The 25071-nt window shown below is 59.0% G+C and carries 29 protein-coding genes and 1 riboswitch; of the genes, 15 read left to right on the top strand and 14 right to left on the bottom strand.

Annotation, left to right across the window (positions count from 1 at the left end; translation table 11 throughout):
* Positions 1-23 precede the first annotated feature (23 nt).
* Positions 24-896: a branched-chain amino acid ABC transporter permease gene (locus tag FGF54_RS05935; RefSeq protein WP_035217353.1), complete on the bottom strand. Its 873-nt coding sequence runs from the start codon at positions 894-896 to the stop codon at positions 24-26.
* A gap of 21 nt (positions 897-917) precedes the next feature.
* Positions 918-2108, bottom strand: coding sequence for an ABC transporter substrate-binding protein (locus FGF54_RS05930; RefSeq protein WP_142779165.1), 1191 nt, complete (start codon positions 2106-2108; stop codon positions 918-920).
* Positions 2109-2407: 299 nt separating this feature from the next.
* Between FGF54_RS05930 and FGF54_RS05925 the strand changes: the two genes are divergently transcribed.
* Positions 2408-2548: a DUF1127 domain-containing protein gene (locus FGF54_RS05925; RefSeq protein ID WP_142779164.1), complete on the top strand. Its 141-nt coding sequence runs from the start codon at positions 2408-2410 to the stop codon at positions 2546-2548.
* 148 nt (positions 2549-2696) lie between these two features.
* Positions 2697-3134, top strand: a complete 438-nt coding sequence (locus tag FGF54_RS05920; protein WP_142779163.1) for a GNAT family N-acetyltransferase — start codon at positions 2697-2699, stop codon at positions 3132-3134.
* Positions 3135-3176: 42 nt separating this feature from the next.
* On the opposite strand, the gene FGF54_RS05915 is transcribed toward FGF54_RS05920, so the two are convergent.
* Positions 3177-3827 (bottom strand): glutathione S-transferase family protein, encoded by a 651-nt coding sequence (locus tag FGF54_RS05915; RefSeq protein WP_142779162.1) that lies wholly within the window; start codon positions 3825-3827, stop codon positions 3177-3179.
* 102 nt (positions 3828-3929) lie between these two features.
* On the bottom strand, positions 3930-5141 hold the full coding sequence (locus FGF54_RS05910; protein ID WP_142779161.1) for an MFS transporter: 1212 nt from the start codon (positions 5139-5141) through the stop codon (positions 3930-3932).
* Between the two features lie 245 nt (positions 5142-5386).
* Here FGF54_RS05910 and FGF54_RS05905 point away from each other — a divergent pair, with 245 nt between their 5' ends.
* The gene (locus FGF54_RS05905; RefSeq protein WP_035217366.1) at positions 5387-6043 is read left to right on the top strand and encodes a peroxiredoxin; all 657 of its coding nucleotides are present in this window, start codon (positions 5387-5389) and stop codon (positions 6041-6043) included.
* Positions 6044-6108: 65 nt separating this feature from the next.
* Here FGF54_RS05905 and FGF54_RS05900 read toward each other — a convergent pair whose 3' ends face one another.
* Positions 6109-6912: a hypothetical protein gene (locus tag FGF54_RS05900; protein WP_142779160.1), complete on the bottom strand. Its 804-nt coding sequence runs from the start codon at positions 6910-6912 to the stop codon at positions 6109-6111.
* 31 nt (positions 6913-6943) lie between these two features.
* The gene (locus tag FGF54_RS05895) at positions 6944-7396 is read right to left on the bottom strand and encodes a DUF5680 domain-containing protein (protein WP_142779159.1); all 453 of its coding nucleotides are present in this window, start codon (positions 7394-7396) and stop codon (positions 6944-6946) included.
* A gap of 166 nt (positions 7397-7562) precedes the next feature.
* On the opposite strand from FGF54_RS05895, the gene FGF54_RS05890 reads away from it, so the two are divergent.
* Genes FGF54_RS05890 through FGF54_RS05875 form a run of 4 tightly spaced genes read left to right on the top strand, consistent with a single transcriptional unit; the run spans position 7563 to position 10402 of the window.
* Positions 7563-8018: a YaiI/YqxD family protein gene (locus tag FGF54_RS05890; RefSeq protein ID WP_142779158.1), complete on the top strand. Its 456-nt coding sequence runs from the start codon at positions 7563-7565 to the stop codon at positions 8016-8018.
* Positions 8019-8043: 25 nt separating this feature from the next.
* Positions 8044-8703: a DUF1345 domain-containing protein gene (locus tag FGF54_RS05885; RefSeq protein WP_142779157.1), complete on the top strand. Its 660-nt coding sequence runs from the start codon at positions 8044-8046 to the stop codon at positions 8701-8703.
* Between the two features lie 28 nt (positions 8704-8731).
* On the top strand, positions 8732-9565 hold the full coding sequence (fghA, locus tag FGF54_RS05880; RefSeq protein WP_142779156.1) for an S-formylglutathione hydrolase: 834 nt from the start codon (positions 8732-8734) through the stop codon (positions 9563-9565).
* 51 nt (positions 9566-9616) lie between these two features.
* The gene (locus FGF54_RS05875) at positions 9617-10402 is read left to right on the top strand and encodes a DUF3658 domain-containing protein (RefSeq protein ID WP_142779155.1); all 786 of its coding nucleotides are present in this window, start codon (positions 9617-9619) and stop codon (positions 10400-10402) included.
* Positions 10403-10426: 24 nt separating this feature from the next.
* Here FGF54_RS05875 and FGF54_RS05870 read toward each other — a convergent pair whose 3' ends face one another.
* The 5 genes from FGF54_RS05870 to crcB form a co-directional block, all read right to left on the bottom strand.
* Complete coding sequence (locus FGF54_RS05870) at positions 10427-10915, bottom strand: hypothetical protein (RefSeq protein ID WP_142779154.1); 489 nt, start codon at positions 10913-10915, stop codon at positions 10427-10429.
* 60 nt (positions 10916-10975) lie between these two features.
* Positions 10976-11770 (bottom strand): ATP12 family chaperone protein, encoded by a 795-nt coding sequence (locus FGF54_RS05865; protein ID WP_142779153.1) that lies wholly within the window; start codon positions 11768-11770, stop codon positions 10976-10978.
* 30 nt (positions 11771-11800) lie between these two features.
* Positions 11801-12469, bottom strand: a complete 669-nt coding sequence (locus FGF54_RS05860; RefSeq protein WP_142779152.1) for an HAD family hydrolase — start codon at positions 12467-12469, stop codon at positions 11801-11803.
* Between the two features lie 6 nt (positions 12470-12475).
* On the bottom strand, positions 12476-13465 hold the full coding sequence (locus FGF54_RS05855) for an RluA family pseudouridine synthase (RefSeq protein WP_035264040.1): 990 nt from the start codon (positions 13463-13465) through the stop codon (positions 12476-12478).
* Between the two features lie 66 nt (positions 13466-13531).
* Positions 13532-13909 carry a fluoride efflux transporter CrcB gene (crcB, locus tag FGF54_RS05850; RefSeq protein WP_003523608.1) on the bottom strand — a complete coding sequence of 126 codons (378 nt, stop codon included), beginning with the start codon at positions 13907-13909 and terminating at the stop codon, positions 13532-13534.
* 204 nt (positions 13910-14113) lie between these two features.
* On the opposite strand from crcB, the gene FGF54_RS05845 reads away from it, so the two are divergent.
* Entirely contained in the window at positions 14114-14416 is a 303-nt protein-coding gene (locus tag FGF54_RS05845; protein WP_142779151.1) for a hypothetical protein, read from the top strand.
* Positions 14417-14655: 239 nt separating this feature from the next.
* On the opposite strand, the gene FGF54_RS05840 is transcribed toward FGF54_RS05845, so the two are convergent.
* Both FGF54_RS05840 and FGF54_RS05835 read right to left on the bottom strand, forming a co-directional pair.
* A complete protein-coding gene (locus FGF54_RS05840) occupies positions 14656-15627 on the bottom strand; it encodes a copper chaperone PCu(A)C (RefSeq protein WP_142779150.1) in 972 nt (323 codons plus the stop codon).
* Positions 15628-15714: 87 nt separating this feature from the next.
* Entirely contained in the window at positions 15715-16095 is a 381-nt protein-coding gene (locus FGF54_RS05835; protein WP_142779149.1) for a hypothetical protein, read from the bottom strand.
* Positions 16096-16268: 173 nt separating this feature from the next.
* Here FGF54_RS05835 and FGF54_RS05830 point away from each other — a divergent pair, with 173 nt between their 5' ends.
* The 6 genes from FGF54_RS05830 (at position 16269) to FGF54_RS05805 (ending at position 23016) form a co-directional block, all read left to right on the top strand.
* Positions 16269-16454, top strand: a complete 186-nt coding sequence (locus tag FGF54_RS05830; RefSeq protein WP_003523602.1) for a DUF3008 family protein — start codon at positions 16269-16271, stop codon at positions 16452-16454.
* 124 nt (positions 16455-16578) lie between these two features.
* A riboswitch (glycine riboswitch) is annotated at positions 16579-16666 on the top strand.
* Between the two features lie 152 nt (positions 16667-16818).
* Entirely contained in the window at positions 16819-17958 is a 1140-nt protein-coding gene (gene gcvT / locus FGF54_RS05825) for a glycine cleavage system aminomethyltransferase GcvT (protein WP_142779148.1), read from the top strand.
* A gap of 28 nt (positions 17959-17986) precedes the next feature.
* Complete coding sequence (gene gcvH / locus FGF54_RS05820) at positions 17987-18349, top strand: glycine cleavage system protein GcvH (RefSeq protein WP_003502678.1); 363 nt, start codon at positions 17987-17989, stop codon at positions 18347-18349.
* Complete coding sequence (gene gcvP, locus FGF54_RS05815) at positions 18349-21213, top strand: aminomethyl-transferring glycine dehydrogenase (protein ID WP_142779147.1); 2865 nt, start codon at positions 18349-18351, stop codon at positions 21211-21213. The genes gcvH and gcvP overlap by 1 nt, the downstream gene beginning before the upstream one ends.
* 283 nt (positions 21214-21496) lie before the next feature.
* A complete protein-coding gene (locus tag FGF54_RS05810) occupies positions 21497-22054 on the top strand; it encodes a fasciclin domain-containing protein (protein WP_142780153.1) in 558 nt (185 codons plus the stop codon).
* 158 nt (positions 22055-22212) lie between these two features.
* Positions 22213-23016: an endonuclease/exonuclease/phosphatase family protein gene (locus FGF54_RS05805; protein WP_142779146.1), complete on the top strand. Its 804-nt coding sequence runs from the start codon at positions 22213-22215 to the stop codon at positions 23014-23016.
* Positions 23017-23055: 39 nt separating this feature from the next.
* Here FGF54_RS05805 and FGF54_RS05800 read toward each other — a convergent pair whose 3' ends face one another.
* Positions 23056-23559, bottom strand: coding sequence for a hypothetical protein (locus FGF54_RS05800; RefSeq protein ID WP_142779145.1), 504 nt, complete (start codon positions 23557-23559; stop codon positions 23056-23058).
* Between the two features lie 194 nt (positions 23560-23753).
* Between FGF54_RS05800 and FGF54_RS05795 the strand changes: the two genes are divergently transcribed.
* Positions 23754-25040 (top strand): MFS transporter, encoded by a 1287-nt coding sequence (locus FGF54_RS05795; RefSeq protein ID WP_142779144.1) that lies wholly within the window; start codon positions 23754-23756, stop codon positions 25038-25040.
* Positions 25041-25071 lie beyond the last annotated feature (31 nt).

The raw sequence follows: 25071 nt of genomic DNA, 5'->3' as shown, positions 1-25071 counted from the left end.
AGTAAATTCGGCGGGCGCGGCTTCTAAAAGCGCGCCTGCGTCGAAAACAGGCCGTGCGGACGCCACATCAGCATCAGGATCAGCGTTGCGAAGCCCACCGTGTCGCGGAATTGCAGCCCGACATAGGTGGCGACGAGGCTTTCGGCGATGCCGAGGATCATGGCCGCGAAGAAGGTGCCGCGTACGTTGCCAAGGCCGCCCATGATGATGATCGGCAGGGTCTTGAAGGTGATAAGCTCCCCCATGCCGCCATAGACGCTGACATTGACCGGAGCTGTCAGCACGCCGGAAAGCGCTGCAAGCGCGGCGCCCAGGATGAAGGTGCGCAACACCACCTGCGACACATCGATGCCGACCACGCCGCAGCATTCGACATTCTGCGAGACCGCCCGCATCGCCATACCGAGACGGCTATAGGTCACCATCAGTTCCAGACCGACGAAGACGATGAGGCAGACAACGAGGATGAGCACGCGCTGCTGCGCCAGCGTGAAGCCGAGAATGGAAATCGGCTCGATATAACCGCCGGCGAAAAACTTGTAGCCGCCGCCGAAGACAAAAATGATCGTGTTTTGCAGGATCAGCGCGATGCCGAGGGTGGCGAGAACGCCGGACTCCGCCGGCGCCCCCACCATTCTGCGCATCACGAGCTGGCCGACCACATAGGCCACCACCACGGTGGAGAGAACGCCGACGACGATCGAAGCCTCATAGGAAAGGCCGAGATAATCGATGGCGAACCACGCCCCGAAGGTTCCGAGCATGTAATATTCGCCGTGAGCGAAGTTGATGGCTCTCAGCACCCCGAAAATCATGGTCATGCCGACGGCGACGATCGCGTAGACGGAACCGGTGACGATCCCGTTTACGACTTGCTCGAGAATTGTCGAGAACATGGCTGTACCCCTCCCGGTCTATCAGTTCGCAGGGTACTGGATTTCCGCCGTATAAGCGCCCTTGATGCTGGGCTTGCCGTTCTCGATCTGGAGAAGGATCATCGGAAGGCGCGCCTGATTGTGATCGTCGAAGGTCACTTCGCCGACCGGGCTCTTGTACTTGATCTTCGAGAGCGCCTCGCGCACCGCATTGCGATCAGCGCTGCCGGCTTCCTTGATCGCCTGGGCGAGCAGGTTGACGGTATCCCAATGCACATAGGCGTGATTGTTCGGCGCTTCCTTGTATGTCGCGGTGAATTTCTCGACGAAAGCCTTGCTGGCCGGACTATCGAATTGCGGCAGCCAGGCGGCGGCCTCAACTGCGCCTTCCATGGCTTTCGGTGCGGATTTGATCGTCTTTTCGGTGTTGAATTCACCGTTGCCGATCAGTGTAACCTTGCCGGCAAGTCCGAGTTCCAGCATCTGACGGGCGACAATCGGCGTCGTGTCGGCGAGACCGTACATGATGATCGCCTGCGCGCCGTTATCGCGGATCTTCGCCAGCACGCTGCGGAAGTCGACCTCGCCTTCCTTGTAATAATCCTCGCTCAGAATTTCTCCCTTGAAGTCGGGCAGATATTTCTTGGTGAAGGTGATGGCGGAACGGCCGTAGTCGCTATCGACCGACAGGACGGCGAATTTGGTGAAACCACGCTGTTCGGCGGCGTATTTCGCCACGACAAGCGCACGGTTCTCATCCGTCGGATAATTGCGGAATGTCCATTTGAAACCGCCGACGCCCGCCTGATAGGTGATCTTCGGGTTGGAGGACGCGGCGTTCAGCAGCAGAACCTCGGCATCCTCGGCGACGGGCTGCATCGCAAGCGTCACGGAGCTGGAGACATCGCCGATGACGAAATCCACCTCGTCCTGATCGATCAGGCGGCGGGTGGCCGAAACACCTTCGACCGGCGTGCCCTGGCTGTCGGCATTGAAGAGTTCGATCTGCTGGCCGTTGATACCGCCGGCCGCGTTGATGTCCTTTACCGCGAGTTCCGCGCCATGCATGGAGAAAGCGCCGTAGCGCGCATTCGGGCCGCTCATCGGCGCGACGAGGCCGAGCCTTATCGTCTCTGCCGCATAAGCGGAGGCGGAGAGCGCCGGCGACAGGCTCAGGATCGGAGCGACCGCTGCGGAAACCAGTAGAAGTCTGCGAGTAATACCGTTTTTCATGTTCCCACTCCTTTTCGGATTTATCTGTTCCGGCTTTAGCCGGGCGAGCTTTTGCCGCTTTTGCGGTTCTTGTCGATTAACGTCATGCTAATCTTTCAGGCAGAGTAGGTTCATCGCCGGATATTTTGCCAACACAAGTCCTTTCTGCCGCTATAGCGTTTCCTTATGCCGGCAGTCGTTTCCCCCCTATCCAGACGGCGTGTGTCGATTTTTGCATGTCTTCCATGCAGGCAAATGCCTGTATTTTTCGCGTCAGAATGAGCATATTTTATGCAATCTCATCACTGGAAACCATGAAAATGAAACTTCACGAAACCGTTCGAAACTATTTCCGCAACCGTCGCGCCGTGGCCGAACTGAGCGCGCTCGATGACAGAAGCCTTTCCGACATCGGCGTCAGCCGCTCGGATATCCGTTCCGCCGTGGAAGGCCGCCGATAACAGGCAGAAATGGCCGCCTTCATGGGCGTCCGCGCGCAGCACGATCTTCAGGCGCTGAAAATTGCGCCTCAGAATCGGTAAAGCTCCTGTAGAACTCTTCTCCACATATTGGGCGGCGCTGTCAGAGCGCGGCCAAGAGGAGAGTCGAATGAACCAACCCGATTATTCCCCCGACTATTCCATCGTCGCGAAAACCCCGTCTGTCGAGGACTATCTGCGCCTTCGCGCCGTGGCCGGGCTAAGCCCCTTTTCACGGGAGGCGGCGGAGAAGGTTTTGCAGGGCACGGTCTTCTCCGTGCTGGTTCTGCATGCGGGTTCCGCCATCGGCATGGGCCGGCTGATCGGCGATGGCGGCTGCTTTTTTCAGGTCGTGGACATTGCCGTCGATCCCGCCCATCAGGGCCGAGGCTTGGGCAAGGCGGTCATGGAGGCGCTGATGGGCCATGTGAAGAGCGAGCTTCCCGCTTCGGCCTATGTCAGCCTGATCGCCGATGTACCGGCAAACAGGCTATACGAAAAATTCGGCTTCAAGGAGACAGCGCCGCGGTCGCTCGGAATGGCCTATCGCGTCAGCACCTCGGCTTGATCGCAGGCAGTCCGCATCGAGGGGGCCCGCCGTCGATGCGGTTCAGCCGTTCGATGCGGCTTTGAAAATCGCCAACTGATCGGCAAAGGCGCGTTTATAGGCGGGACGCGCCTCGCCGCGGGCGACATAGGCCGCGAGATTTGCGTATTCATCGAGAATTCCCGAACTCTTTATCCGTTGCAGCACCGATATCATCAACAGATCACCGGCGCTGAAAGCGCCGTCGAGCCATTCGGCCTTCCCCAGTCGGCTGGACAATTCGCCAAGCCGCTTGCGGATACGTTCATCGACGATCTGCAGGCGCTCTCCGTGCCAGCTTTTGTCCCTTTCGAGAAAACCGGTGACAAAATGCTCGACGATGGGCGGTTCCATGGTGCTGAGCGCGGCGAACATCCACATGATTGCGCGCGCCCGCGCATCCGCATCCTGTGGTAACAGGCCGGCATGGTGTTCGGCTATATGGAATATGATCGCACCGGATTCGAACAGGACGAGATCGCCCTCCTCATAGGTCGGGATCTGCCCGAAGGGTTGAAGCGCCAGATGCGCCGGTTCCCGCATCGCCTTGAAGGAAAGAAGGCGGACGTCATAGGGCTGGCCCACTTCTTCGAGTGCCCAACGAACGCGCATGTCACGAGCGAGACCCTTGCCGCCATCGGGCGAACGTTCAAAAGCGGTAATGGTGATTGTCATTGCTGTTCTCCATCACTCCCCACCCCGGAATGTCGCCTGACGTTGCGTCACACTATGCGCTGGGATGGGCGAAAACAACGTCGTCGTATTTTCGGCACAGGCTCAGGCGGCGCTGCGCTTTCGACAGGATACCCAGATCAACACCGGCAATGCGGTAAAAGACAGTACAGCGCCCGCCAGGAAGGTGCCGAAGGAACCATGGAGGTCCCACAGCAAGCCGGCGATGACGTTGCCGACCAGTACCGCCAGACCTGTCATCAGATTGAAGACGCCGAAGGCCGTTCCCTTGAGATGTGGCGGCGCCGTTTCCGCAATCAGGGCTGCGAGCAGCCCCTGCGACAGGCCCATATGCAGGCCCCACAGAAGAATGCCGAACAGGAACAGCGGAATGGAATTGGCAAAAGCGAGCGTCAGATAGGAGCCCACCAGCACGGCCACGCTTGCCGCGATAATCCCTGAGCGGCCGATCCTGTCTGAAAGCCGGCCAGCGGGATAGGCTGTCAGGCCATAGACGGCATGCATGATGACCATCGTGATCGGTATCCAAGCCGGCCGGAAGCCTGCCTCTTCGGATTTCAGCAACAGGAATGCTTCGCTGAAACGAGCGAAGGTCAGGAGCGACGCCGCGATGATGACGATCCAGACCGCCCGATTGAGTTTCGCAAAATCGGCGAGCCGGAATGGCTTTTCGGCTTTCGGTCTTGCGGGCGCATCCGGCTCCTTCACACCGGCGATGAGGATGAACACCGCAAGGAAAGCGGGAATGACCGCGATCCAGAAAATGGCGAGCACATTTTCGCTGAGCGCGAACATCAGCCCGATGGCCGCCAGCGGCCCGATGAAGCCGCCGACCGTATCGAGCGACTTTCTGAGCCCGAATGCGGCGCCACGAATTTCAGGCGGCGTCACATCGGCAATAAGAGCGTCGCGCGGCGTTCCGCGAATGCCCTTTCCGACCCGGTCCACCGCCTTGGCGGCGACGATCCAGCCAAGCGAGGTGGCGAAGGGAAAAGCGAGTTTCGAGATTGCGCCGAGACCGTATCCAAGCACGGCGAGCATTTTCCGCCGCCTCGTCCAGTCCGCGATAATCCCGGAAAACAGCTTGGTCGTGGTGGCGATGGCAACCGACATGCCCTCGATGAAACCGACGGTGACCGCGGAAGCACCAAGACCGGAAACGAGATAATAGGGCAGCAGTGTCTGCACCATTTCCGAAGAAATATCCATCAGAAGGCTAACGATGCCCAACACCCAGACCGCCGCTGGAATGCGTGCCCGAACCGTCGCGGAAACAGGCGCAGAAGAAGTCGTCATGATGGCCCCCCGATCGTCTCTGGAATAATCATGTCCTCCTGAAACAATCAACCGGGCGGATATCGTGCAACCGCGACAAACGGGGAAAATCAGGGCCATCAAATCTCTGTGGGGCTGAAGCAAATACCGCCGAAGCCCGATGAAAGGGCTGGCCATTTCATGCAAAAACTCTAAGCTCCAGCGCCGGACGCGGATTGCCGAGAACCATCAGTTTTCAGTTCAAATCATTAGGGAGAAAACATCAGATGAGCCTGCGTATCAACGACATAGCACCCGACTTCACCGCCGAGACCACCCATGGTCCGGTGAGCTTTCACGACTGGATCGGCGACGGCTGGGCGGTCCTGTTTTCGCATCCGAAGAACTTCACGCCGGTCTGCACGACGGAACTCGGCGCGATGGGCGGCCTGCAGCCGGAATTCGAAAAGCGTGGCGTCAAGATCATCGGTATTTCGGTCGATCCGGTCGAAAGCCATGAAAAATGGAAGAACGATATTCGCACGGCCACCGGCTTCAATGTCGATTATCCGCTGATCGGCGACAAGGACCTGAAAGTCGCCAAGCTCTATGACATGCTGCCGGCCGGCGCTGGCGACAGTTCCGAAGGCCGCACGCCTGCCGACAACGCCACCGTGCGCTCCGTCTTCGTCATCGGTCCCGACAAGAAGATCAAGCTGGTCCTCACCTACCCCATGACCACCGGCCGCAATTTCGAGGAAATTCTTCGCGCGATCGATTCCATTCAGCTCACATCCAAACATCAGGTGGCGACCCCGGCCAACTGGAAGCAGGGCGAGGATGTCATCATCACCGCGGCCGTCTCCAACGAGGATGCGATTGCCCGTTTCGGTTCCTACGACACGGTTCTTCCCTATCTGCGCAAGACCAAGCAGCCCGGCTGATTTGAAGCCTGTGATGGGCGGTGAAACATCATCGTCCCATTCGCTCCCAGGTAAGACAGCAGGCTCTAGCCGGCTTCCTGCCTGACGACGCGCAGCATGGGCCGGGCATCGAGTTCGGCGGGCGTAAAATGCGCAAGAAGGTCGAAAGATGTTATGGCTTCGCCGGCAGCGAAGCGTCGCCCGTTGACGACGAGATGCCCGAGGCCGAATAGCGTGAGAAGCGCTTCCGTCGCATCTCCGGCCGGGGTTTCGAAAAGCAGATTCGTCTGGCCGAAATGTTCCAGACCCGTTGTCCAGGCCCTGATCTTTTCCCCCTCCTCCATCACGAAGGTTCCGAAGGCCAGCATCGTTGCCATTTGCTGCGGTTGGTCCAGATGACTGTTTGCGTAATTCAGATAGTCATCGAGATTGGCGCGGCCGACGATCATGTCGAGATAATGCAATGCAACGGCCTGCATGGGAGCGACCTGATGAATGCCGAGCAGGGCTGAAGCGATCTCGTTATGAGCGATTTCAGGATCGTCCTCATCCGCCATGATCAGGAATCTGAACTCGCACTGATGCGTTGCGCGGCTGAAATCGTCATATGCCGCTTTGGCATCGACGCAAAAGGTCTTTGACCAGTCAACCCTGGCCTCTGCGACGGCCGGATATTGGGCCGGCGCAACCGGCGCCACTGCGACCGGCTCGGGAGTGCCGACAAAAACCCTGGTCGAACCGCGCAGGCCGTCAAACACGCCCTTTTCGCTCAGCCGCTCACATTCATATCCCTCCTCGCCCCACGCTTGCGTCAGGGTCAAATCCGAGATCGTGGGTTCGCTGTCGAAATAGAGTGTCGCCTTGAAAAATTGAGTGTCGCCATTTGCCATTGCAAATCCCGTCCATGGCATTTCCTGTGCGTTATGGCTTTATGATCCCGCCATGATAGTCAAGCCGGTATGTTTCGACATGGCCCCGGTAAATGCGCTCGATGCCGGTGAAGGAACGGAATTCACCTTCATTCGTGTCGACATAGACCAGATTTTCCACCGGGTGGGTGAAGCCGCCAAGGAACCGGCCCTCCCGATAGAGCGTGGAAAGCGACCGCTGAATGACCATGCCAGCCGTGGCGCCATCGATCATCTCTGGCCGGAGGATGCGGCCGTAATAACTCATCGCCCACACCGCCGTTCCCTCATGCCAGACGACCTCCTGGCCGATGAAATCGGTTCCCCCGAAATAGCTGTCGATATATTGCCAGTCGCCGCTCTGATAACCGAGATCGTGCGATCCCTTGCGGGTGGGCGTCGCGGATTTGTTGCCGCCGCCGACATAGGTGGCGGACTTGGCCCGCACGATGAACTCTTCCAGCATGGGAAACCTTTCGGGATAAGAACATAAAGTGAACATAGGCAATTTTTGGGGTGGTCGCAAGTGCGGTCCCTGCCCGGCATCGAACCCGCATTTCAGCAATGGCGGGGTTGGTAATCGCGGCGTTTGCGCTTAGAAGCGTGGCAGGAATTATCCGAAAAGAGTGCCCATGCCGCAAAAAAAGCAAATCTATGTCGATGCCGATGCCTGCCCCGTGAAGCCGGAGATTCTCAAGGTGGCGGAGCGGCATGGGCTGGAAGTGACCTTCGTTGCCAATTCCGGTCTGCGCCCGTCGCGCGATCCCATGGTGAAAAACGTCATCGTATCCGCCGGTTTCGACGCGGCGGATGACTGGATCGCCGATCATGCCGGTGAGAACGATATTGTCATCACCGCAGATGTGCCGCTGGCCGGGCGCTGCGTCGCCAAGGGGGCGTTGGTGACCGGGCCGACGGGCCGCATTTTTGATCAGTCGAATATCGGGATGGCGACGGCGATGCGCGATCTTGGCGCGCATCTGCGCGAAACCGGTGAAAGCAAGGGATATAATGCGGCTTTTTCACCGCGTGACCGCTCCGCTTTTCTGGAGACGCTTGACCGTTTCTGCCGCCGTGTCAAAAAATGACGGCGCCAACGGAAAGGTGCCGCCCATGACCCCGGCCAATATGAGAAGCAACAGCTATCGCCGCCATCAACCTTTCGTCATTGCCTTTTTGGTCGGCGCCGTGAGTCTTGGCCTGGGGCTGGTTTTTGCGCCGCCGCTGGCGATAGAGATCGCGGCCGTTCTGTTCTTCCTGACCTACCTCACCCTGATCGCCTTTCGCCTGTCGGGCCTGACGGCGCAGCATCTGAAGGCCCACGCCGATAGCGACGATCTGCCTGCGGTCGCCATCATCGCCGTCACGCTGCTTGCCGTTGTCGTCGCGGTTGTATCGCTGTTTCAGGCGCTCAACCATACCGGCGAAACGGTCTGGGCGTTGCTCATCGCCTTCGCCTCGGTGATCTTCGGCTGGCTGACCATCCACACCATGACCGCCCTGCACTACGCCCATCTTTACTGGCGGCCCGCCATGGTGGACGGCAAACGCCAGCATCGCGGCGGCATGGATTTTCCGGGCACGAAGGAACCCTGCGGTTACGACTTTCTCTATTTCGCCGTGGTGATCGGCATGACGGCGCAGACGTCGGATGTGGGGATAACCACGACCGCCATGCGCAAGGTCACGCTGCTGCACTCCATTGTTTCTTTTTTCTTCAATACGGTTCTGGTGGCGGCGGCGGTCAATGCAGCCGTCTCGCTTGCGGGCTGAACCGGGAAATTTCACAAGGAATGGCTTCATGAACATTATTTCGCAAAATACGGCCTTTGGCGGCATGCAGGGCGTATTTTCGCACACATCGGAAACCCTGAAATCTGAGATGAGCTTTGCGGTTTATGTGCCGCCGAAGGCGATCCATGAACCCTGCCCTGTCCTGTGGTATCTTTCCGGCCTCACCTGCACCCACGCCAATGTCATGGAAAAGGGCGAATATCGCCGCATGGCGTCCGAACTGGGACTGATCGTCGTCTGCCCGGATACCAGCCCGCGCGGCAATGACGTGCCGGACGAATTGACCAACTGGCAGATGGGCAAGGGCGCCGGATTTTATCTCGATGCCACAGAGGAGCCCTGGTCCGAGCACTACCGGATGTACAGCTATGTGACGGAAGAACTGCCTGCCCTCATCGGCCAGCATTTCCGTGCGGATATGAGCCGCCAGGGCATTTTCGGCCATTCGATGGGCGGCCATGGCGCAATGACCATTGCGCTCAAGAACCCCGAGCGTTTCAAGAGCTGCTCCGCCTTTGCGCCGATCGTGGCTCCCTCTTCGGCCGACTGGTCCGAGCCGGCGCTGGAAAAATACCTCGGTGCGGATAAGGCCGCATGGCGTCAATACGACGCCTGTGCGCTGGTCGAGGACGGTGCGCGTTTCCCCGAGTTCCTGATCGATCAGGGCAAGGCCGATAGTTTTCTCGAAAAGGGCCTGCGCCCCTGGCTGTTCGAAGAAGCGATCAAGGGCACGGATATCGGCCTGACGCTGCGCATGCATGAGCGTTACGACCACTCCTATTATTTCATTTCCACCTTCATGGACGACCATCTGAAGTGGCATGCAGAGCGGCTTGGGTAAGCGGCGAAAAGTCTGCGAATCTGGACAAGAAAACGAGGTTGGAGGAAAAGAATGTTGCATGTCGTGCCGAGCTTGTCCGCCAGCGGTTCTCTTAAGAAGGCGCTTTCCGCACACAGTGCGGAAGACAGAATCCTCTCGTTCCGCGACGATCTCAGTTGCGGGCCTATCGCTTCCCTTGCTTCGGCAGATAGGGTGAGTTGGTGGCAGGAATATTTCGACTGGCCCTCGGCGACGAATGAATTTGACGATTTCTGGGAACAAGTCGACGCCGCTGAGGACAAGATCGTCCTATGGTTTGGCAAATATTCGGCACGGGAATTTGCATTTCGACTTGCTTGGGCAGCGCATATGAATGGGCGGCCCTATCACGTCATCGACGTTTCGAGCAGGCGTTCTCTAATTTCGGGGCAGGATAGCGCAGACACAATCACGAGACCTGCCAAGGCCGCTTCTGTGATGCTGGCGGAATCTATGATGCAGCTGGTTGGAAGCGAGCAATCCGTATCTGCCGAAGAGGATGCTCGAAATCAGAACGAATGGGCTAGGCTACGGAAAGAAAACGCATTTTTCCGCATCGTAACACCAACAGGGCTCACCTCCGCAGCAGCAGACCATTTTGATATTTTGTTACTTCAACAAGCGGATACGACATGGCGAAAGGCTGCTTACGTTGTGGGAAATGCTTTGGGAGCGAGTTCTGAGCGATATTATCAGGTCGGAGATCTAATGCTGATCGCTCGGCTTCAAACTTTGATGGATCAAGGCAAGCTGGAGGTCGACGGCGACCCGTTTGACATTCAGACATGCTGCGTGAGATTACCCGCAGGGACGCATTGAAGGCTGTGGGCTTCGGGGAAAACTTTACGGAAACAGAGCCGTCGCGAGCGTCGCCGGACCCGGCCGGCTCAGCCTGAATTCGCGGATCACCCGCTCGGCGACGCCATAGGCGAGTTCCTGCTCGATGGACTGATTGTCGAAGCTGACGACGGTGGCGGTGAATTTGGCTTCGGCGATCACCTCGCCCGTCGCCACGGCGGCAGCGCGCACGATGACCCTGGCGGATGCTCTTTCCCCGAACAGGAAGGGACCGCGTGTGACGGATGCGAGGCGGATTGTCAGCACCACGCGCGGCCGGGTCTCACCCCGTGCCGTGGTCTTGATCGCATTCTGCACCTGCGCATGGATGGATTGCATCAGCGCCGGCGCAACATCCGGGCGGGCGGCGACAAATGCGCCGCGCACATCGTAAAGCAGCCGGTCGGCATTGGTCGCTTCCGGTTCCAGCCTGAAAGACATGAGCATGAAACACGCCAGCACAATAATGCCAAGGCGTTTCAGCGTGGTGTTCATGATCAGCGGCTCCCCTTACGTGAGGTAACCGCATACTCGGCGATCAGGGTTAGGAAAGCGTTAAGAAGCGCTCTTCAGGGCCTCAAGAACGCTGAGCGCCGCGCGCATGTCAATCAGCCGGACGGCGCGGCGTTCCAGCGCCTCCTCATCCTCACCCCATTGTTCGGCGGTCCAGTCTTCGTCGAGATGCGCCAGCGCCCAGGTTTCCTCCAGCGTCAGCTCCCCTTCCGCCAGCGCCAAAGCCAGAATGGCGGAGCCGGTCAGCGACGTCATGGTATGAAGAGCGGCGAGCGCAATCGGCTTGTCGTATTTTCTGAGCGTGACGGAAAAGGCCGCGATCGCCTCGCGGGGCTGCTCGCGATGCATGACGCCTTCAACGAGAATGAAGCGCGCGCCAAGCACATTGGCCGCCCAGTCGAGAACCGGGTCCCAATGGTCTGTCTGACGCTGAACCAGCGCGGCCGGATCGCCGGCGCGGTAGCACAGAAGATCGGAGGAAGAGAAACGGAGTATGTCCTCGAAAACCGCCTGGGTGTCGTTGGCGACGCCGTCGATGGCCGTATTCACATGCCGCGACACCGGCATGACCACCGGGTTCACGACTTCTTTCTGCCCGTCCCACTCATCGCGGAGCAGTTCGGCCAGCGCCCGCGTCGGCACGATCAGCGGCTTCTTGGCGGGCGTGCGCAGCGGCTTGCCATCGAGATGGATAGTGAAGCCGCCCTCCTCCGTCTCGGCGACGGTAACATCCTTGTAGAACCGCTTCGGCAAAGGCTTCTGCATCTGGATTTGCGCGCGCAGGATCGGATCGGGATGGCTCAGGCCCTCCGTAAGGTCATTCAGGAGATCACGCATGGCACGTCCTCATCAGTCGGGTAGAAAGGGTCATTCAGTAATATTGCCCGGAATATAGGCCGGAATTTCGCGCGGGTGGCTGACGACCGCATCCGCGCTCGCCTTCCATAGATCGTCGACCGAGGCATAACCCCAGGCGACACCGATTGCTTTCGCGCCCGCAGCCTTGGCCATTTGCATGTCATAGATCGCATCGCCGATAACGACAGTATCGGCCGGAACCATGCCGGTTTCATGGCAGCATTCCATCACCATGGCTGGATGCGGCTTTGAGGGGCAATCATCCGCCGTGCGAGAAACGACGAAGTGATCGGCAAGGCCGTGGGTCTGCAGGATATGGGCAAGACCGCGCCGACCCTTGCCTGTCACCGCGCCGATCAGCACATCGTCGCGTTTCGAAAGCGTATCGATCAGCGTGGCGATACCGTCGAAAAGCGGTACGGTCATTTCCGGCCGCTCCCGCAGGGGATGATAGAGTTCCCTGTAACGTTCCGTCATCGCCTTCGCTTCATCATCCACATGCGCCTTGCCCAGCATGCGGGCGATGGCGATATCCAGCGTCAGGCCAATGATCGCCTTGGTTTCGGAGATATCGGGGCGCGGCTTGCCGAAATCAGCGAAAGTATCGGACATGACGGCATGGATCAGGCCGGCGCTATCCACCAGCGTGCCGTCGCAATCGAAAAGAACGAGTTTCATGGGCTGTCAGTCTTCCCTATCGCCATCGGCCACGTCGAGACCGAGCAGGTTCCAGGTCTGTACCATATGCGGCGGCAGGGGTGCGCTGACCCGAAGCCGGCCGCCATTCGGATGCGGAATGTCGATGTGACGTGCGTGGAGATGCAGGCGCTTCTGGATGCCGCCCGGGAAATCCCAGTTCGGATCGTCGATATAATATTTCGGATCGCCGATGATCGGATGGCCCATATGCAGCGCATGAACGCGAAGCTGATGGGTGCGGCCGGTATAGGGTTCCATCTCCAGCCAGGCGAGGTTCTGCGCGGCGGTATCGATGACGCGGTAATAGGAAACGGCGTGATCGGCCCCCTCCTCGCCATGCTTGGCAATACGCATGCGATCGCCATCCATCGTCTGTTCCTTGACCAGCCAGGTGGAAATCTTGTCCTGATGCTTGCGCGGCACGCCCTTGACCAGCGCCCAATAGGTCTTCTTGGTATCGCGTTCGCGGAAGGCGGCGGTCAGCTTCTGCGCAGCACCGCGGGTGCGGGCAACCACCAGCACGCCCGACGTATCGCGGTCGAGGCGGTGCACCAGACGCGGCTTTTCGCCCTTCTGGTTGGTCCAGGCTTCCAGCAGGCCGTCAATATGCCGGGTGACGCCGGAGCCGCCCTGCACGGCAATGCCGGCCGGCTTGTTGAAAACGAAGACCTTGTCGTCCTCATGCAAGAGCATGCGCGCCAGAAGCTCGCCATCTTCGGAATGCTTGAGGTCCTTCGATCCGATCGGGCCGCTCTTGACCTTGAGATCGGAATCGACCGGCGGTACGCGCACCATCTGTCCCGGTTGCACGCGTGCATCCGTCTTCACCCGGCCGCCATCCACACGCACCTGGCCGGAGCGCAGAAGCTTCTGCAGCTGCCCGAAACCAAGTCCCGGATAATGAATCTTGAACCAGCGATCGAGGCGCATACCGGCCTCGTCGGCCCCGACCTTGATATGCTCGATACCTGCCATGAAATTTCCAGTCTTTCTGTCCTGATCGCGCGCCCTATTCGTCAGCGCGCCGTTTGGACCAAGCCTTTAGAACAAACTGCGGCCCAAGGCCAGCCCGGCGAAAACCGCCGCGATGGAAACCGCAAGGCTTGCAAGCACGTAAACGGCCGACAGCCCGAGCGCGCCGCGTTCGAACAGCGCGACCGCATCGAGTGAGAAGGACGAGAATGTGGTGAACCCTCCGAGCACGCCGGTGACGAGAAACAGGCGCATTTCCATCGAGGCGTTCAGCCTCCGCGCCACAAGCTCGACCAGCAGACCGATCAGGAAAGATCCGACCACATTGACAGCAAGGGTTCCCCAGGGAAAATTCGGTCCGGCCAACCGCATGCTCCAGACCCCGACCAGATAACGGAAAACGGAACCGATTGCGCCGCCTGCGGCGACAAGGGCGATATTGATCATGGGGAATTGTGTCTCCGGAAGAAATCGTCGGACCGAACGGCCCAGGACATTTTTAGACCACGGGAACCGCCGACGAAACCCCTTTGCCCGGCGCTTTCGGCTATTAAAATACGATTAAATTGCAGCTGTGCGATTTAGCCTTCCAACAATGGGCAGCTGTTAATCTCTGGTTTTTCAGGGTCGGCGAAGATGGCCGGAGGTTCGATGACACAGGTTCTTTCCGTTTCCGCGAATACAGCGGCCTATGCGCTGGAGGCCATGAAGCCGCCGCAACGCGTGCCGCGCAAGAGCGAGGTTGAAGAGGCCATTCACGAACTGGCGCGCAAGGCCGAACACGGGGATGACTTCCAGCTCAGGGGCCTGATGACGACGATCAAGCCGCCGGCCCTCACCCTCTATTTCCTGATAGCAAGCAGCCAGCGCCAGGAGCCACAGGCGACACTGGAGCAGGCCGTGGAGGCCTACGAGGAAAACAGCCTCACCTCGAAATCTGAAAGTAACTTATAAATCAAGTTTATATATAGATATTTTAATGTGGTTTCTTCAGTTTCTCGACATATAGGCGGGATCCCCGCATTCAGCCTGGTGTCAGACTGATCTTCTAGAGATTTGCGACCGAGTTCCGGAAAATCACGTGGGCGAATGCCATCCTGCCTTTTCCGCCACGGCGCTGAAGAACAAACACGATAGATAAAAATTTGCGGCTACCGGACCTGTCACGCGTTCCGGTAGCCGTTTTTTATCGGTCAATTATGCTGGTGGTCGCCGCCGCCCTTGGCTGCGCCTGCGGACAGCACGATCTCCACCTTGCCGGCCTTTTCGAAGATCAGCGTTACCGGCACCTTGTCGCCTTCGGCAAAGGGCTTCTTCACATCAAAGAACATCATGTGCAGGCCGCCGGGCTTCAGTTCCACCGTCTGGCCGGCGGGAATGACGATGCCGTCATCAAGCTTGCGCATTTTCATGACGTCGTTGACCATGGCCATCTCGTGAATTTCGGCACGTCCGGCGGACGACGATTCGACACCGATCAGCTTGTCGTCACTATCGCCGGCATTCTTGATGGTCACGTATCCACCGCCCACGGGCTGGCCCGGCAGCATGGCCTTTGTCGTTCCGTCCGACACTTCGAGGCTGCCGGCCTTCACGACATCCATATCCATGGCCGAGTGATCATGGCCGCCGGCATGCGCGGCCTTTGCGGCAACGCGAATGGTGGGAGCGGGACTTTTCAGGGAATGCGGATCGACGCCGGCCGCTGCCACTTCGTCCCAGGAAACCTTGCCCTTGTCGCCGCAGAGCTGCGTTACCTTGAATGGCAGCTCCTGCCCCGCTTCTATACCGGAGATTTTTCCCTGCACGGCGAAGGTGTCGTAGAATTCATCCGGCAGGTTACCGCCCTTCCAGCGGATTTCGAGCGGTCCGCTTTTAATCTCCTTGCCGTGGTTCTTGTAGGCCTTCTGGTAGTCTCCCTTGATGACCTCCAGTTCCCAGCCAGCCTTGGGCTGCGGCTTGGCGGAAATGAATCCTTCCGGCAGCTTGATCTGAACCTCGGTGGTGGCGAGCCCGCCTTCGCAGCCATGCGGCACCTGGAGGGCAGCAACGACGGTGCTTTCCTGTTCGGCCGACCCCTCAACGAATGTGGCGTGGGCGAATGCCTGCGCGGTCGAAACCGAGGCGACGAAAAGGCTGCAGGTGATGATCTTGGTGGTTTTCATTTGCTTGTCCCTGCGGCTGCTATCCCTCTGGGTCCGCGCAGCCGCTCCGTGCCGCCAAAGGCGGCGATGATCCCGTAAAACGAAAAATCAGGCGGACAGGGATGGCGGGCCGCGCGCGGCGGGCTTCTGGATCGTCAGCACGGAGCGGAAGCTCCATTCCGCAGGCAGGCGGTTGTCGAGCCAGGCAAATTCCGTCTTCAGCCAGCCAGCCGTATCGGGCATCGGCAGAAGAATGGACGAGGCGAGCAGGCAGGCCTCGCAAAACAGGATGGCGTCGCCGGAATGGGCGGGGCCTTCCTTGGTATGGGGAGCATTGACGCCGTTGCCATGGCCAAGGCAGATTTCCGCGAAGGTGCCGTCCGGCAGCCGGTAACTCTCATCCAGCGCAACGGCGGGTGCTGCGGCAAGTGCCGGCTTGTGGGCGAAACCGAGGGACAACATCAGGGTCGCGCAGAAAATGCGAAGCATTTTCTCCATCCCCATCAACCGTCTTTTTCGATTTGCATCCATGTTCTAGGCGATATCCCTGTTTCTCTCCGATTTCAAAGGGGAATTTTGCCGCAGGCCAGACCGTCGCAAGGGAACAATAGATGCAAGGCGGCATTTTCCTGCCGGAATCATCGTTCAAGGGAGGCCCGACAATGCCAGCCAAATCGAAGGCCCAGCAGAAAGCGGCGGGCGCCGCACTGGCGGCCAAACGCGGAGAAATGAAGAAATCCAGTTTAAAAGGTGCTTCAAAAAGCATGGAGAAGTCCATGACAGAAAAGGAACTTGAGGATTTCGCATCGACGAAACGCAAGGGTTTGCCGGAGAAAAAATCCGACTGAAGAAAGCCGCCAAGACCATCTGTCGCCGCAGATCGCTGCACCGATGGCGCAGATGGAGCAAGAATCTGTTCAGATGCGTCATTTGGTCCTTGCCAATAACGGGTCTTCGAAGATAATGAGCGTCGCATCATCGTTGGGAGAAACCGCTTCATTGCGGTGCCGAAGGAGCAACCGCCCCGGAAACTCTCAGGCAAAAGGACCAGCGGTGACGACGGAACTCTGGAGAGAAGCCACCTTTCATAAGGACGGCTCGCCGAAGGGATAACAATCTCAGGCGACAAGGACAGAGGGGGCTCTTGAACCGGCGCGTTTTTGCGCCATGACCTGAGCCCGCGCGATCTTTCGCGCAACCCTGGAGGCGTCCTTGGACGATACCGCCGAGCTTCAAATCACGCCGCTCAATTCCCTGCACATTTCGCTTGGCGCCCGCATGGTGCCCTTTGCCGGTTACGACATGCCGGTGCAATATCCGGCCGGTGTTCTGAAGGAACATCTCCAGACCCGCACCTCCGCCGGCCTCTTCGACGTGTCCCATATGGGCCAGGTAATCGTGAAGGCGAAGTCCGGCAACAATGAAGATGCCGCGATCGCTCTGGAAAAGCTGGTGCCGGTGGATATTCTCGGCCTGAAGGAAGGCCGCCAGCGTTACGGTTTCTTCACCGACGAAAACGGCGGCATTCTCGACGACCTGATGATCACCAATCGCGGCGATCATCTTTTTGTCGTCGTCAACGCCGCCTGCAAGGATGCCGACGTCGCCCATATGAAGGCGCATCTTTCAGACAGCTGCGAGATAACGCTTCTCGATGACCGGGCGCTCATCGCGCTTCAGGGACCGCGCGCGGAGGCCGTTCTGGCTGAACTCTGGGCCGGCGTCTCGGAAATGAAATTCATGGATGTGCAGGAAGTGCCGCTGCATGACGTGCCGTGCATCGTCTCGCGCTCCGGTTATTCCGGTGAAGACGGCTTTGAGATTTCCGTACCGGCCGACAAGGCCGAAGAAATTGCCAAAGCCCTGCTCGAACATCCCGATTGCGATGCCATCGGGCTTGGTGCGCGCGACAGCCTGCGCCTCGAAGCCGGCCTTTGTCTCTACGGCAACGATATCGACACTACGACCTCCCCCATCGAAGCCTCGCTCGAATGGGCGATCCAGAAAGCGCGCCGCGCCGGTGGAGACCGCGAGGGCGGTTTTCCTGGCGCGGAGCGTATTCTCGGCGAACTGAAAGACGGCACATCGCGCCGCCGCGTCGGCCTGAAGCCAGAAGGCAAGGCGCCGGTGCGCGGCCATTCGAAGCTGTTTGCGGATGCCGAAGGCAAGACGGAGATCGGTGAAGTGACCTCGGGCGGTTTCGGTCCCTCGGTCGAAGGTCCCGTCGCCATGGGTTACGTGCCTGTTTCCCACGCTGCTCCCGGTACGGCGATTTTCGCGGAAGTGCGCGGCAAATATCTGCCCGTCACCGTCGCCGCCCTGCCCTTCATCAAGCCCACCTATAAACGATAATCTTCATCCCATCTCCGGAGAGAATACGATGCTGAAATTTACCGCAGAACACGAATGGCTGAAGTTCGAAGGCGATATCGCCACCGTTGGCATCACCAGCCACGCCGCTGAACAGCTTGGCGATCTCGTTTTTGTCGAATTACCGGAAGTGGGCGCCACCTTCTCCAAGGATGGCGACGCGGCAACCGTTGAATCCGTCAAGGCGGCTTCCGACGTCTATTGTCCGCTGGATGGCGAAGTGGTGGAAATCAACCAGGCCATCGTCGATGACCCCTCGCTGGTCAATTCCGACCCGCAGGGCGCCGGCTGGTTCTTCAAGCTCAAGCTTTCCAACGCCGCAGATGCCGATACGCTGCTCGATGAAGCAGCCTACAAGGAGCTGATCGCGTAATGACGACGCCCACCGAATTCCATTTCACCGACTATCAGCCCTATGATTTCGCCAACCGGCGTCACATCGGGCCGTCGCCGTCGGAAATGGCCGAGATGCTGAAGGTCGTTGGCTATAAGAGCCTCGACGCCCTGATCGACGCCACCGTTCCCTCTTCCATCCGCCAGAAGGTGCCGCTGACCTGGGGTGCCACGCTGACCGAACGCGAGGCGCTCGACCGTCTTCGTGAAACGGCCAACAAGAACCAGGTGCTGACCTCGCTTATCGGCCAGGGTTATTACGGCACCATCACGCCGCCGGTCATCCAGCGCAATATTCTGGAAAACCCGGCCTGGTACACGGCCTATACGCCCTATCAACCGGAAATCAGCCAGGGTCGCCTTGAGGCGCTGCTGAACTACCAGACCATGGTCTGCGATCTGACCGGTCTCGATGTTGCCAACGCATCGCTGCTCGATGAAGCGACGGCGGCTGCCGAAGCCATGGCCATGTGCCAGCGCGTCGCGAAATCCAAGGCGACCGCCTTCTTCGTTGACGCCAATTGCCATCCGCAGACTATCGCGCTGATCGAGACCCGCGCGGCCCCGCTCGGCTGGAAGGTGATCGTCGGCAACCCCTTTACCGATCTCGACCCGGTCGATGTGTTCGGCGCGATCTTCCAGTATCCGGGCACGCACGGCCATGTCAGCGATTTCTCCGGCCTGATTTCCCGCCTGCACCAGACGGGCGCGATTGCCGCCGTCGCCGCCGATCTTCTGGCGCTCACGCTCCTGAAGTCTCCCGGCGAAATGGGTGCGGATATCGCCATCGGCACCTCGCAGCGTTTCGGCGTTCCGGTCGGTTACGGCGGTCCGCATGCGGCCTACATGGCCGTAAAGGATGCGCATAAGCGTTCCATGCCCGGCCGTCTGGTCGGCGTTTCCGTCGATGCACGCGGCAACCGCGCCTATCGCCTGTCGCTGCAGACCCGCGAGCAGCATATCCGCCGCGAAAAGGCGACGTCGAACATCTGCACCGCGCAGGTGCTGCTCGCCGTCATGGCCTCCATGTATGGCGTCTTCCATGGCCCGCAGGGCATCAAGGCGATTGCCCAGCAGACCCACCAGAAGGCCGTGCTGATGGCCAAGGGCCTGGAAAAGCTCGGCTACACCATCGAGCCGGAGACCTTCTTCGACACGATCACCGTTGAAGTCGGCCACATGCAGGGCGTCATCCTGCGCTCGGCCGTGGCGGAAGGTGTGAACCTGCGCAAGGTCGGCGCCACCAAGATCGGCATGAGCCTTGACGAGCGCACGCGCCCGGCAACGCTTGAGGCCGTCTGGCGTGCTTTCGGCGGCAATTTCTCGATCTCGGATTTCGAGCCGGAATATCGCCTGCCGAAGGAGCTGCTGCGCACCAGCCAGTACATGACGCATCCGATCTTCCACATGAACCGTGCCGAAAGCGAGATGACCCGTTACATCCGCCGCCTTTCGGACCGCGATCTGGCGCTCGACCGCTCGATGATCCCGCTCGGTTCCTGCACCATGAAGCTGAACGCAACTGCGGAAATGCTGCCGATCACCTGGCCGGAATTTTCCGACATTCATCCTTTTGCGCCGGCCAATCAGGCGCTCGGTTACAAGGAGATGATCGACGATCTCTCGGAAAAACTGTGCTTGGTCACCGGCTACGATGCCTTCTCCATGCAGCCGAATTCCGGCGCGCAAGGGGAATATGCGGGGCTTCTGACGATCCGCAACTATCACCTCGCCAATCGCGGCACACATCGTGACGTCTGCCTCATTCCCACCTCGGCGCATGGCACCAACCCCGCCTCGGCGCAGATGGTCGGCATGAAAGTCGTGCCGGTGAAAGTGCGTGATAACGGGGACATCGATATCGATGATTTCCGTGCAAAAGCAGAGCAGTACGCGGAAAACCTCTCGTGCTGCATGATCACCTATCCGTCCACACACGGCGTGTTTGAGGAGACGGTTCGCGAAATCTGCGAGATCACCCACAAGCACGGCGGCCAGGTCTATCTGGATGGCGCCAACATGAACGCCATGGTGGGCCTTGCCCGTCCTGGCGATATCGGCTCCGACGTGTCGCACCTCAACCTGCACAAGACCTTCTGCATTCCGCATGGCGGCGGTGGCCCGGGCATGGGGCCGATCGGCGTCAAGGCGCATCTCGCTCCCTATCTTCCCGGTCATCCGGCGACGGACGGACGCGAGGGTGCGGTGTCTGCCGCTCCTTTTGGCTCGCCATCGATCCTGCCGATTTCCTGGAGCTATTGCCTGATGATGGGTGGTGAAGGGCTGACGCAGGCGACCAAGGTTGCGATCCTAAACGCCAACTACATCGCCGAACGGCTGAAGGGTGCTTACGACGTGCTCTACAAGTCTGAGACCGGACGTGTGGCGCATGAGTGCATCATCGACACCCGACCGCTCGCAGATAGCTGCGGCGTGACGGTGGACGATGTCGCCAAGCGCTTGATCGACTGCGGTTTCCACGCACCGACCATGAGCTGGCCGGTTGCCGGCACGCTGATGATCGAGCCGACGGAATCCGAGACCAAGGCAGAAATCGACCGTTTCTGCGATGCCATGCTGGCGATCCGCGAGGAAGCCCGCGACATCGAGGAAGGCCGTGCGGACAAGACCAACAACCCGTTGAAGAACGCACCGCACACCGTGGAAGATCTGGTCGGCGAATGGGATCGTCCCTATAGCCGCGAAAAGGGCTGCTTCCCGCCCGGCGCCTTCCGCATCGACAAATACTGGTCGCCGGTCAACCGTATCGATAACGTCTATGGCGACCGCAACCTCATCTGCACCTGCCCGCCGATGGAGGCTTACGCCGAAGCGGCTGAGTAAGTTACGCTTTGCTCAAGACAAAAGCCCGGATCGATCCGGGCTTTTTTTATATCAGAAATGGCTGGTGCCACCGGCGGGCAATCCAAAATCGCTGAGCGCCTGCATGTCGGCTCTGATACGCACGCAGTTAAACACTATAAAAATCAAATATTTATCATTTTTCTTCGCTTGATTGAAACTTGGCTGGACAAACCTCCGTCTCTTGTGTCGCTACGGATGACCGATAGCGGCCGCTGGAAGGGCTTCCTTTCGGGGCTTTGAATGTCACCAAGGAGGAATAATGATGCACAAAGTTTCTGTTCGCGCCCTGACGCTGGCCGCTGCTCTTTCCATCGGCATGGTTTCCGCTTATGCCGCGAACCCCAATGTTGGCGGCGCCGCGATGTTCGAGAACAAGAACATCGTTGAAAATGCGGTGAACTCGAAAGACCACACCACGCTCGTCGCAGCGGTGAAGGCCGCGGGTCTTGTCGAAACGCTTCAGGGCAAAGGTCCGTTTACGGTCTTCGCGCCGACCAACGAAGCTTTCGCAGCCCTTCCGAAGGGCGCGGTCGACGATCTTCTCAAGCCGGAGAACAAGGAGAAGCTGGTCAAAGTGCTGACCTGTCACGTGGTTGCCGCCAATGCACTGTCACCTGCCATCGAAAAAATGATCAAGGACGACAAAGGCGAACATGACGTGAAGACTGTTGGCGGCTGTGTGCTGAAGGCCAAGGAAAGCAAGGGCAAAATTACATTGACGGATGAGAATGGTACGGTTGCTCACGTCACCATCGCCGACGTCAAGCAATCCAACGGCGTCATTCATGTCATCGACAAGGTGTTGCTGCCGAAGATGTAATATAACGAAATGGCAGGCGACTGGCACATGCAGAGGCCCGGAGCGATCCGGGCCTTTTCCTTTACGACAGCAACGTTTCGCGGCCCCGCCACACACGATTGCTCACCACACGTTCCATGCTAGAACGGATGCCGCAAACAAGCCACGATGGAGCGGGAATGCGTGTGATTTGCCTGAATGGTTGGGGCGGAAAGCTTCATGACGAGATTGTTCCCTATATCTCCTCATCCGATCCCGATATTCTCTGCCTGCAGGAGGTGGTGCGCACGCCGACTGCCTTTGAGGACTGGCTGAGCTACCGCGATCACGGCATCGACCTGCCGCAGAGGGCAAACTTCTTTCACGAAATCGCCGAGGCCTTGCCGGATCACCTCGCGATCTTCTGTCCGGCGGCGCAGGGTGATCTCTGGCACGGCGAGATTAGATATCCTTCCCAATGGGGGCTGGCGACCTTTGTGCGCAAATCCATCGCCATCGTTGCGCAGGCGCAAGGGTTCGTGCACGGCACTTTTTCCGCGGACGGATATGGAGATCATCCACGGTCGCGCACGGGCCACGCCGTGAGGGTTTTCGACTTCACCACCGGTCAGCCGGCCGTCATCGCCCATATGCACGGATTGCGCGACCTCAGCGGCAAACACGATATCCCCGCCCGTCTGGCGCAGGCAAAACGCCTCTTACAACTTGTCAAAAACATTGCTGAGGATGGCGACCGGATCATCGTCTGCGGTGATTTTAATGTCCTGCCTGACAGCGAGACCTTCGCTGTGCTGAAGGAACTGGAACTCACCGAACTCGTCACGACACGCGGCTTTACGGACACCCGGACCTCACATTATGCCAAAGCGAACCGTTATGCGGATTACATGCTGGTCAATCCAGCCGTGCAGATCGATCTTTTCGATGTGGTGAGGCAGCCGGAAGTTTCGGACCATTGCCCCCTGCTGCTCGAATTCCACTAGAAACCCGAGCCGCCCATCCGTCATTGTCTCACCGCTGACTTAGCGAACGAGCCGGATATCGCTCGTCACCACCGTCTTGCCGGTCCTGCCGTCCTTATCGGTGGTGCGCAGCCGCAGACCGTTGGCTCCAATCTTTTCAATGGTCATGGCAGCAATGCGATCGCCGTTGATATCCCGGTTCCATCGCACTGTCAGATTTATGGCGTTTCCCTGTCTTGTGCCGGAAAGTGCGGATGGGCGGCCGGAAGGCCCAGTATAGGCGCCACTGTAGCGTCCGCCTTTCTCCGACAGATCGGCAGCGATTGCCCGCCTTACCACGAGAAGGCCGCGGCAAGTGCCGGACATGTAGAGCGACGATGCCCCCGCATTGGAGTTCAGTGTGCAACTCACATTGATCGGCGGCGTGCCTATCCGGGTAATCACGGTTCCCTTGCCTGCCCATGTGCCTTTCAGCGATGAGAGAAATGCGCGTTCGTCCGCATGTGCGGGCTGCGTGCCGAGCAATGCGGCCGAAAATAAAACTGCAAAAACCTTGATCTTCATGGCGCGTATCCGTTTTTCCACGAAGACTAACTCACGAGTACCGTTAAACGTTCCTCCAGCCGACTTTGCAGCGACCAAAAACATCTAGGATTTATCCTCATGTCGTGCCAATGCAACCAAATGCGGGCACAGATGTTTTTCGCCAGCCTCAATTAATTCCCATTCCCTCTTGCATATTTTTCGGAGCATATTTCATGACGACAATCGGCGTTTCGGCACCACCCGGCGGACTTCCTTCCGGTGGCTTGCCGCGTAGCGGTGGTATCTCAGACCGCACGCTTTTTGCCCTTGCAGCGCTGAATTTTTTCCTTGCCGATGCCCGTGACGGCCTCGGGCCGTTTCTGGATGCATTTCTGGCGACACAGGGCTGGTCTTCGCTTTCGTTGGGCATGATCGCCACGGTCGGTGGCCTCGTCGGTCTGCTTGCCACACCGCTCTGCGGCGCGCTGGTGGATGGGACGACGTGGAAACGAACGCTGATTGCCATCCCCGTTGTTCTCGTGACCGTCGGGGCGTTGATCACGCTGATCTTTCCGGATGTTTGGATCGTCTGGACCGGCCAGATCATGACGGCGGTGGTTGGCGCAGTGGTCGGTCCCGCGCTTGCCGGCCTCACACTCGGCCTTGTCGGCGAGCGACTGTTTTCCCACCAGATTTCGCGCAATGAGTTCTGGAACCACGGTGGTAATTTTGCGTCGCTTTTCGCGACTTATGTGGTCGTAACGTTCTTCGGCATGAACGGGATAATCGGTCTGATGCTGCTGACAGCTGCAGGCGCCCTGCTCGCTACGGCGGCCATTGATCCCGATAGGATTGATCACAAGGTTGCGCGTGGCCTTGCCGAAGACAAGGGAGAGCCGGGGCCGTCCGGCATCAGGGTGCTGATGCACGAACGCGGGCTGATCTTTCTCGCCATCATTCTGCTTGTTTTCCACTTCGGCAACGCGCCGATGGGCCGGTTGATCGCGCAGGATTTCGCCATCGAACTGCAGACGCCCTTCCGCACCACCGCCATCATTACCGGCGTCGCGCAATTCGCGATGATCTTCGTCGCCGCAATGGCCCCATGGCTGATACGCCGTTTCGGTCTCTCGACCGTTTTCATCATCGCGCTGATCGCGTTGCCGATACGCGGCCTCCTCGCCTCGGCCTTTTCGGATTTCTGGGTGATTTTCCCGGTGCAGTTTCTCGATGGCGTTGGCGCCGGCCTGCTCGGCATCGTCACCCCGGTTGCGGTGGAGAGGATTTTGAAGGGCACCGGTCGTTTTAATGTCGGCCTTGCCAGCGTCATGATGGTTCAGGGTATCGGCGCATCGTTCAGCAATGTCGTCGCAGGCTGGCTGGTGACGAAGGGCGGTTATTCGCTGTCGCATCTCGTCGGCGGCGGCATTGCCGCTATCGCCATCGGGCTTTTTCTTCTCTATCGCAACGAGATAGCGCCGAAACAGGATGACGACGACGCCTCTCACCACCGGCACTGAAGGCGCAAACAAAAAGGAGGCCTGACGGCCT

Source organism: Agrobacterium sp. T29 (assembly GCF_006970545.1).
GTDB classification, from domain to species: domain Bacteria; phylum Pseudomonadota; class Alphaproteobacteria; order Rhizobiales; family Rhizobiaceae; genus Agrobacterium; species Agrobacterium leguminum.
This window is presented reverse-complemented; position numbering and strand designations above follow the sequence as displayed.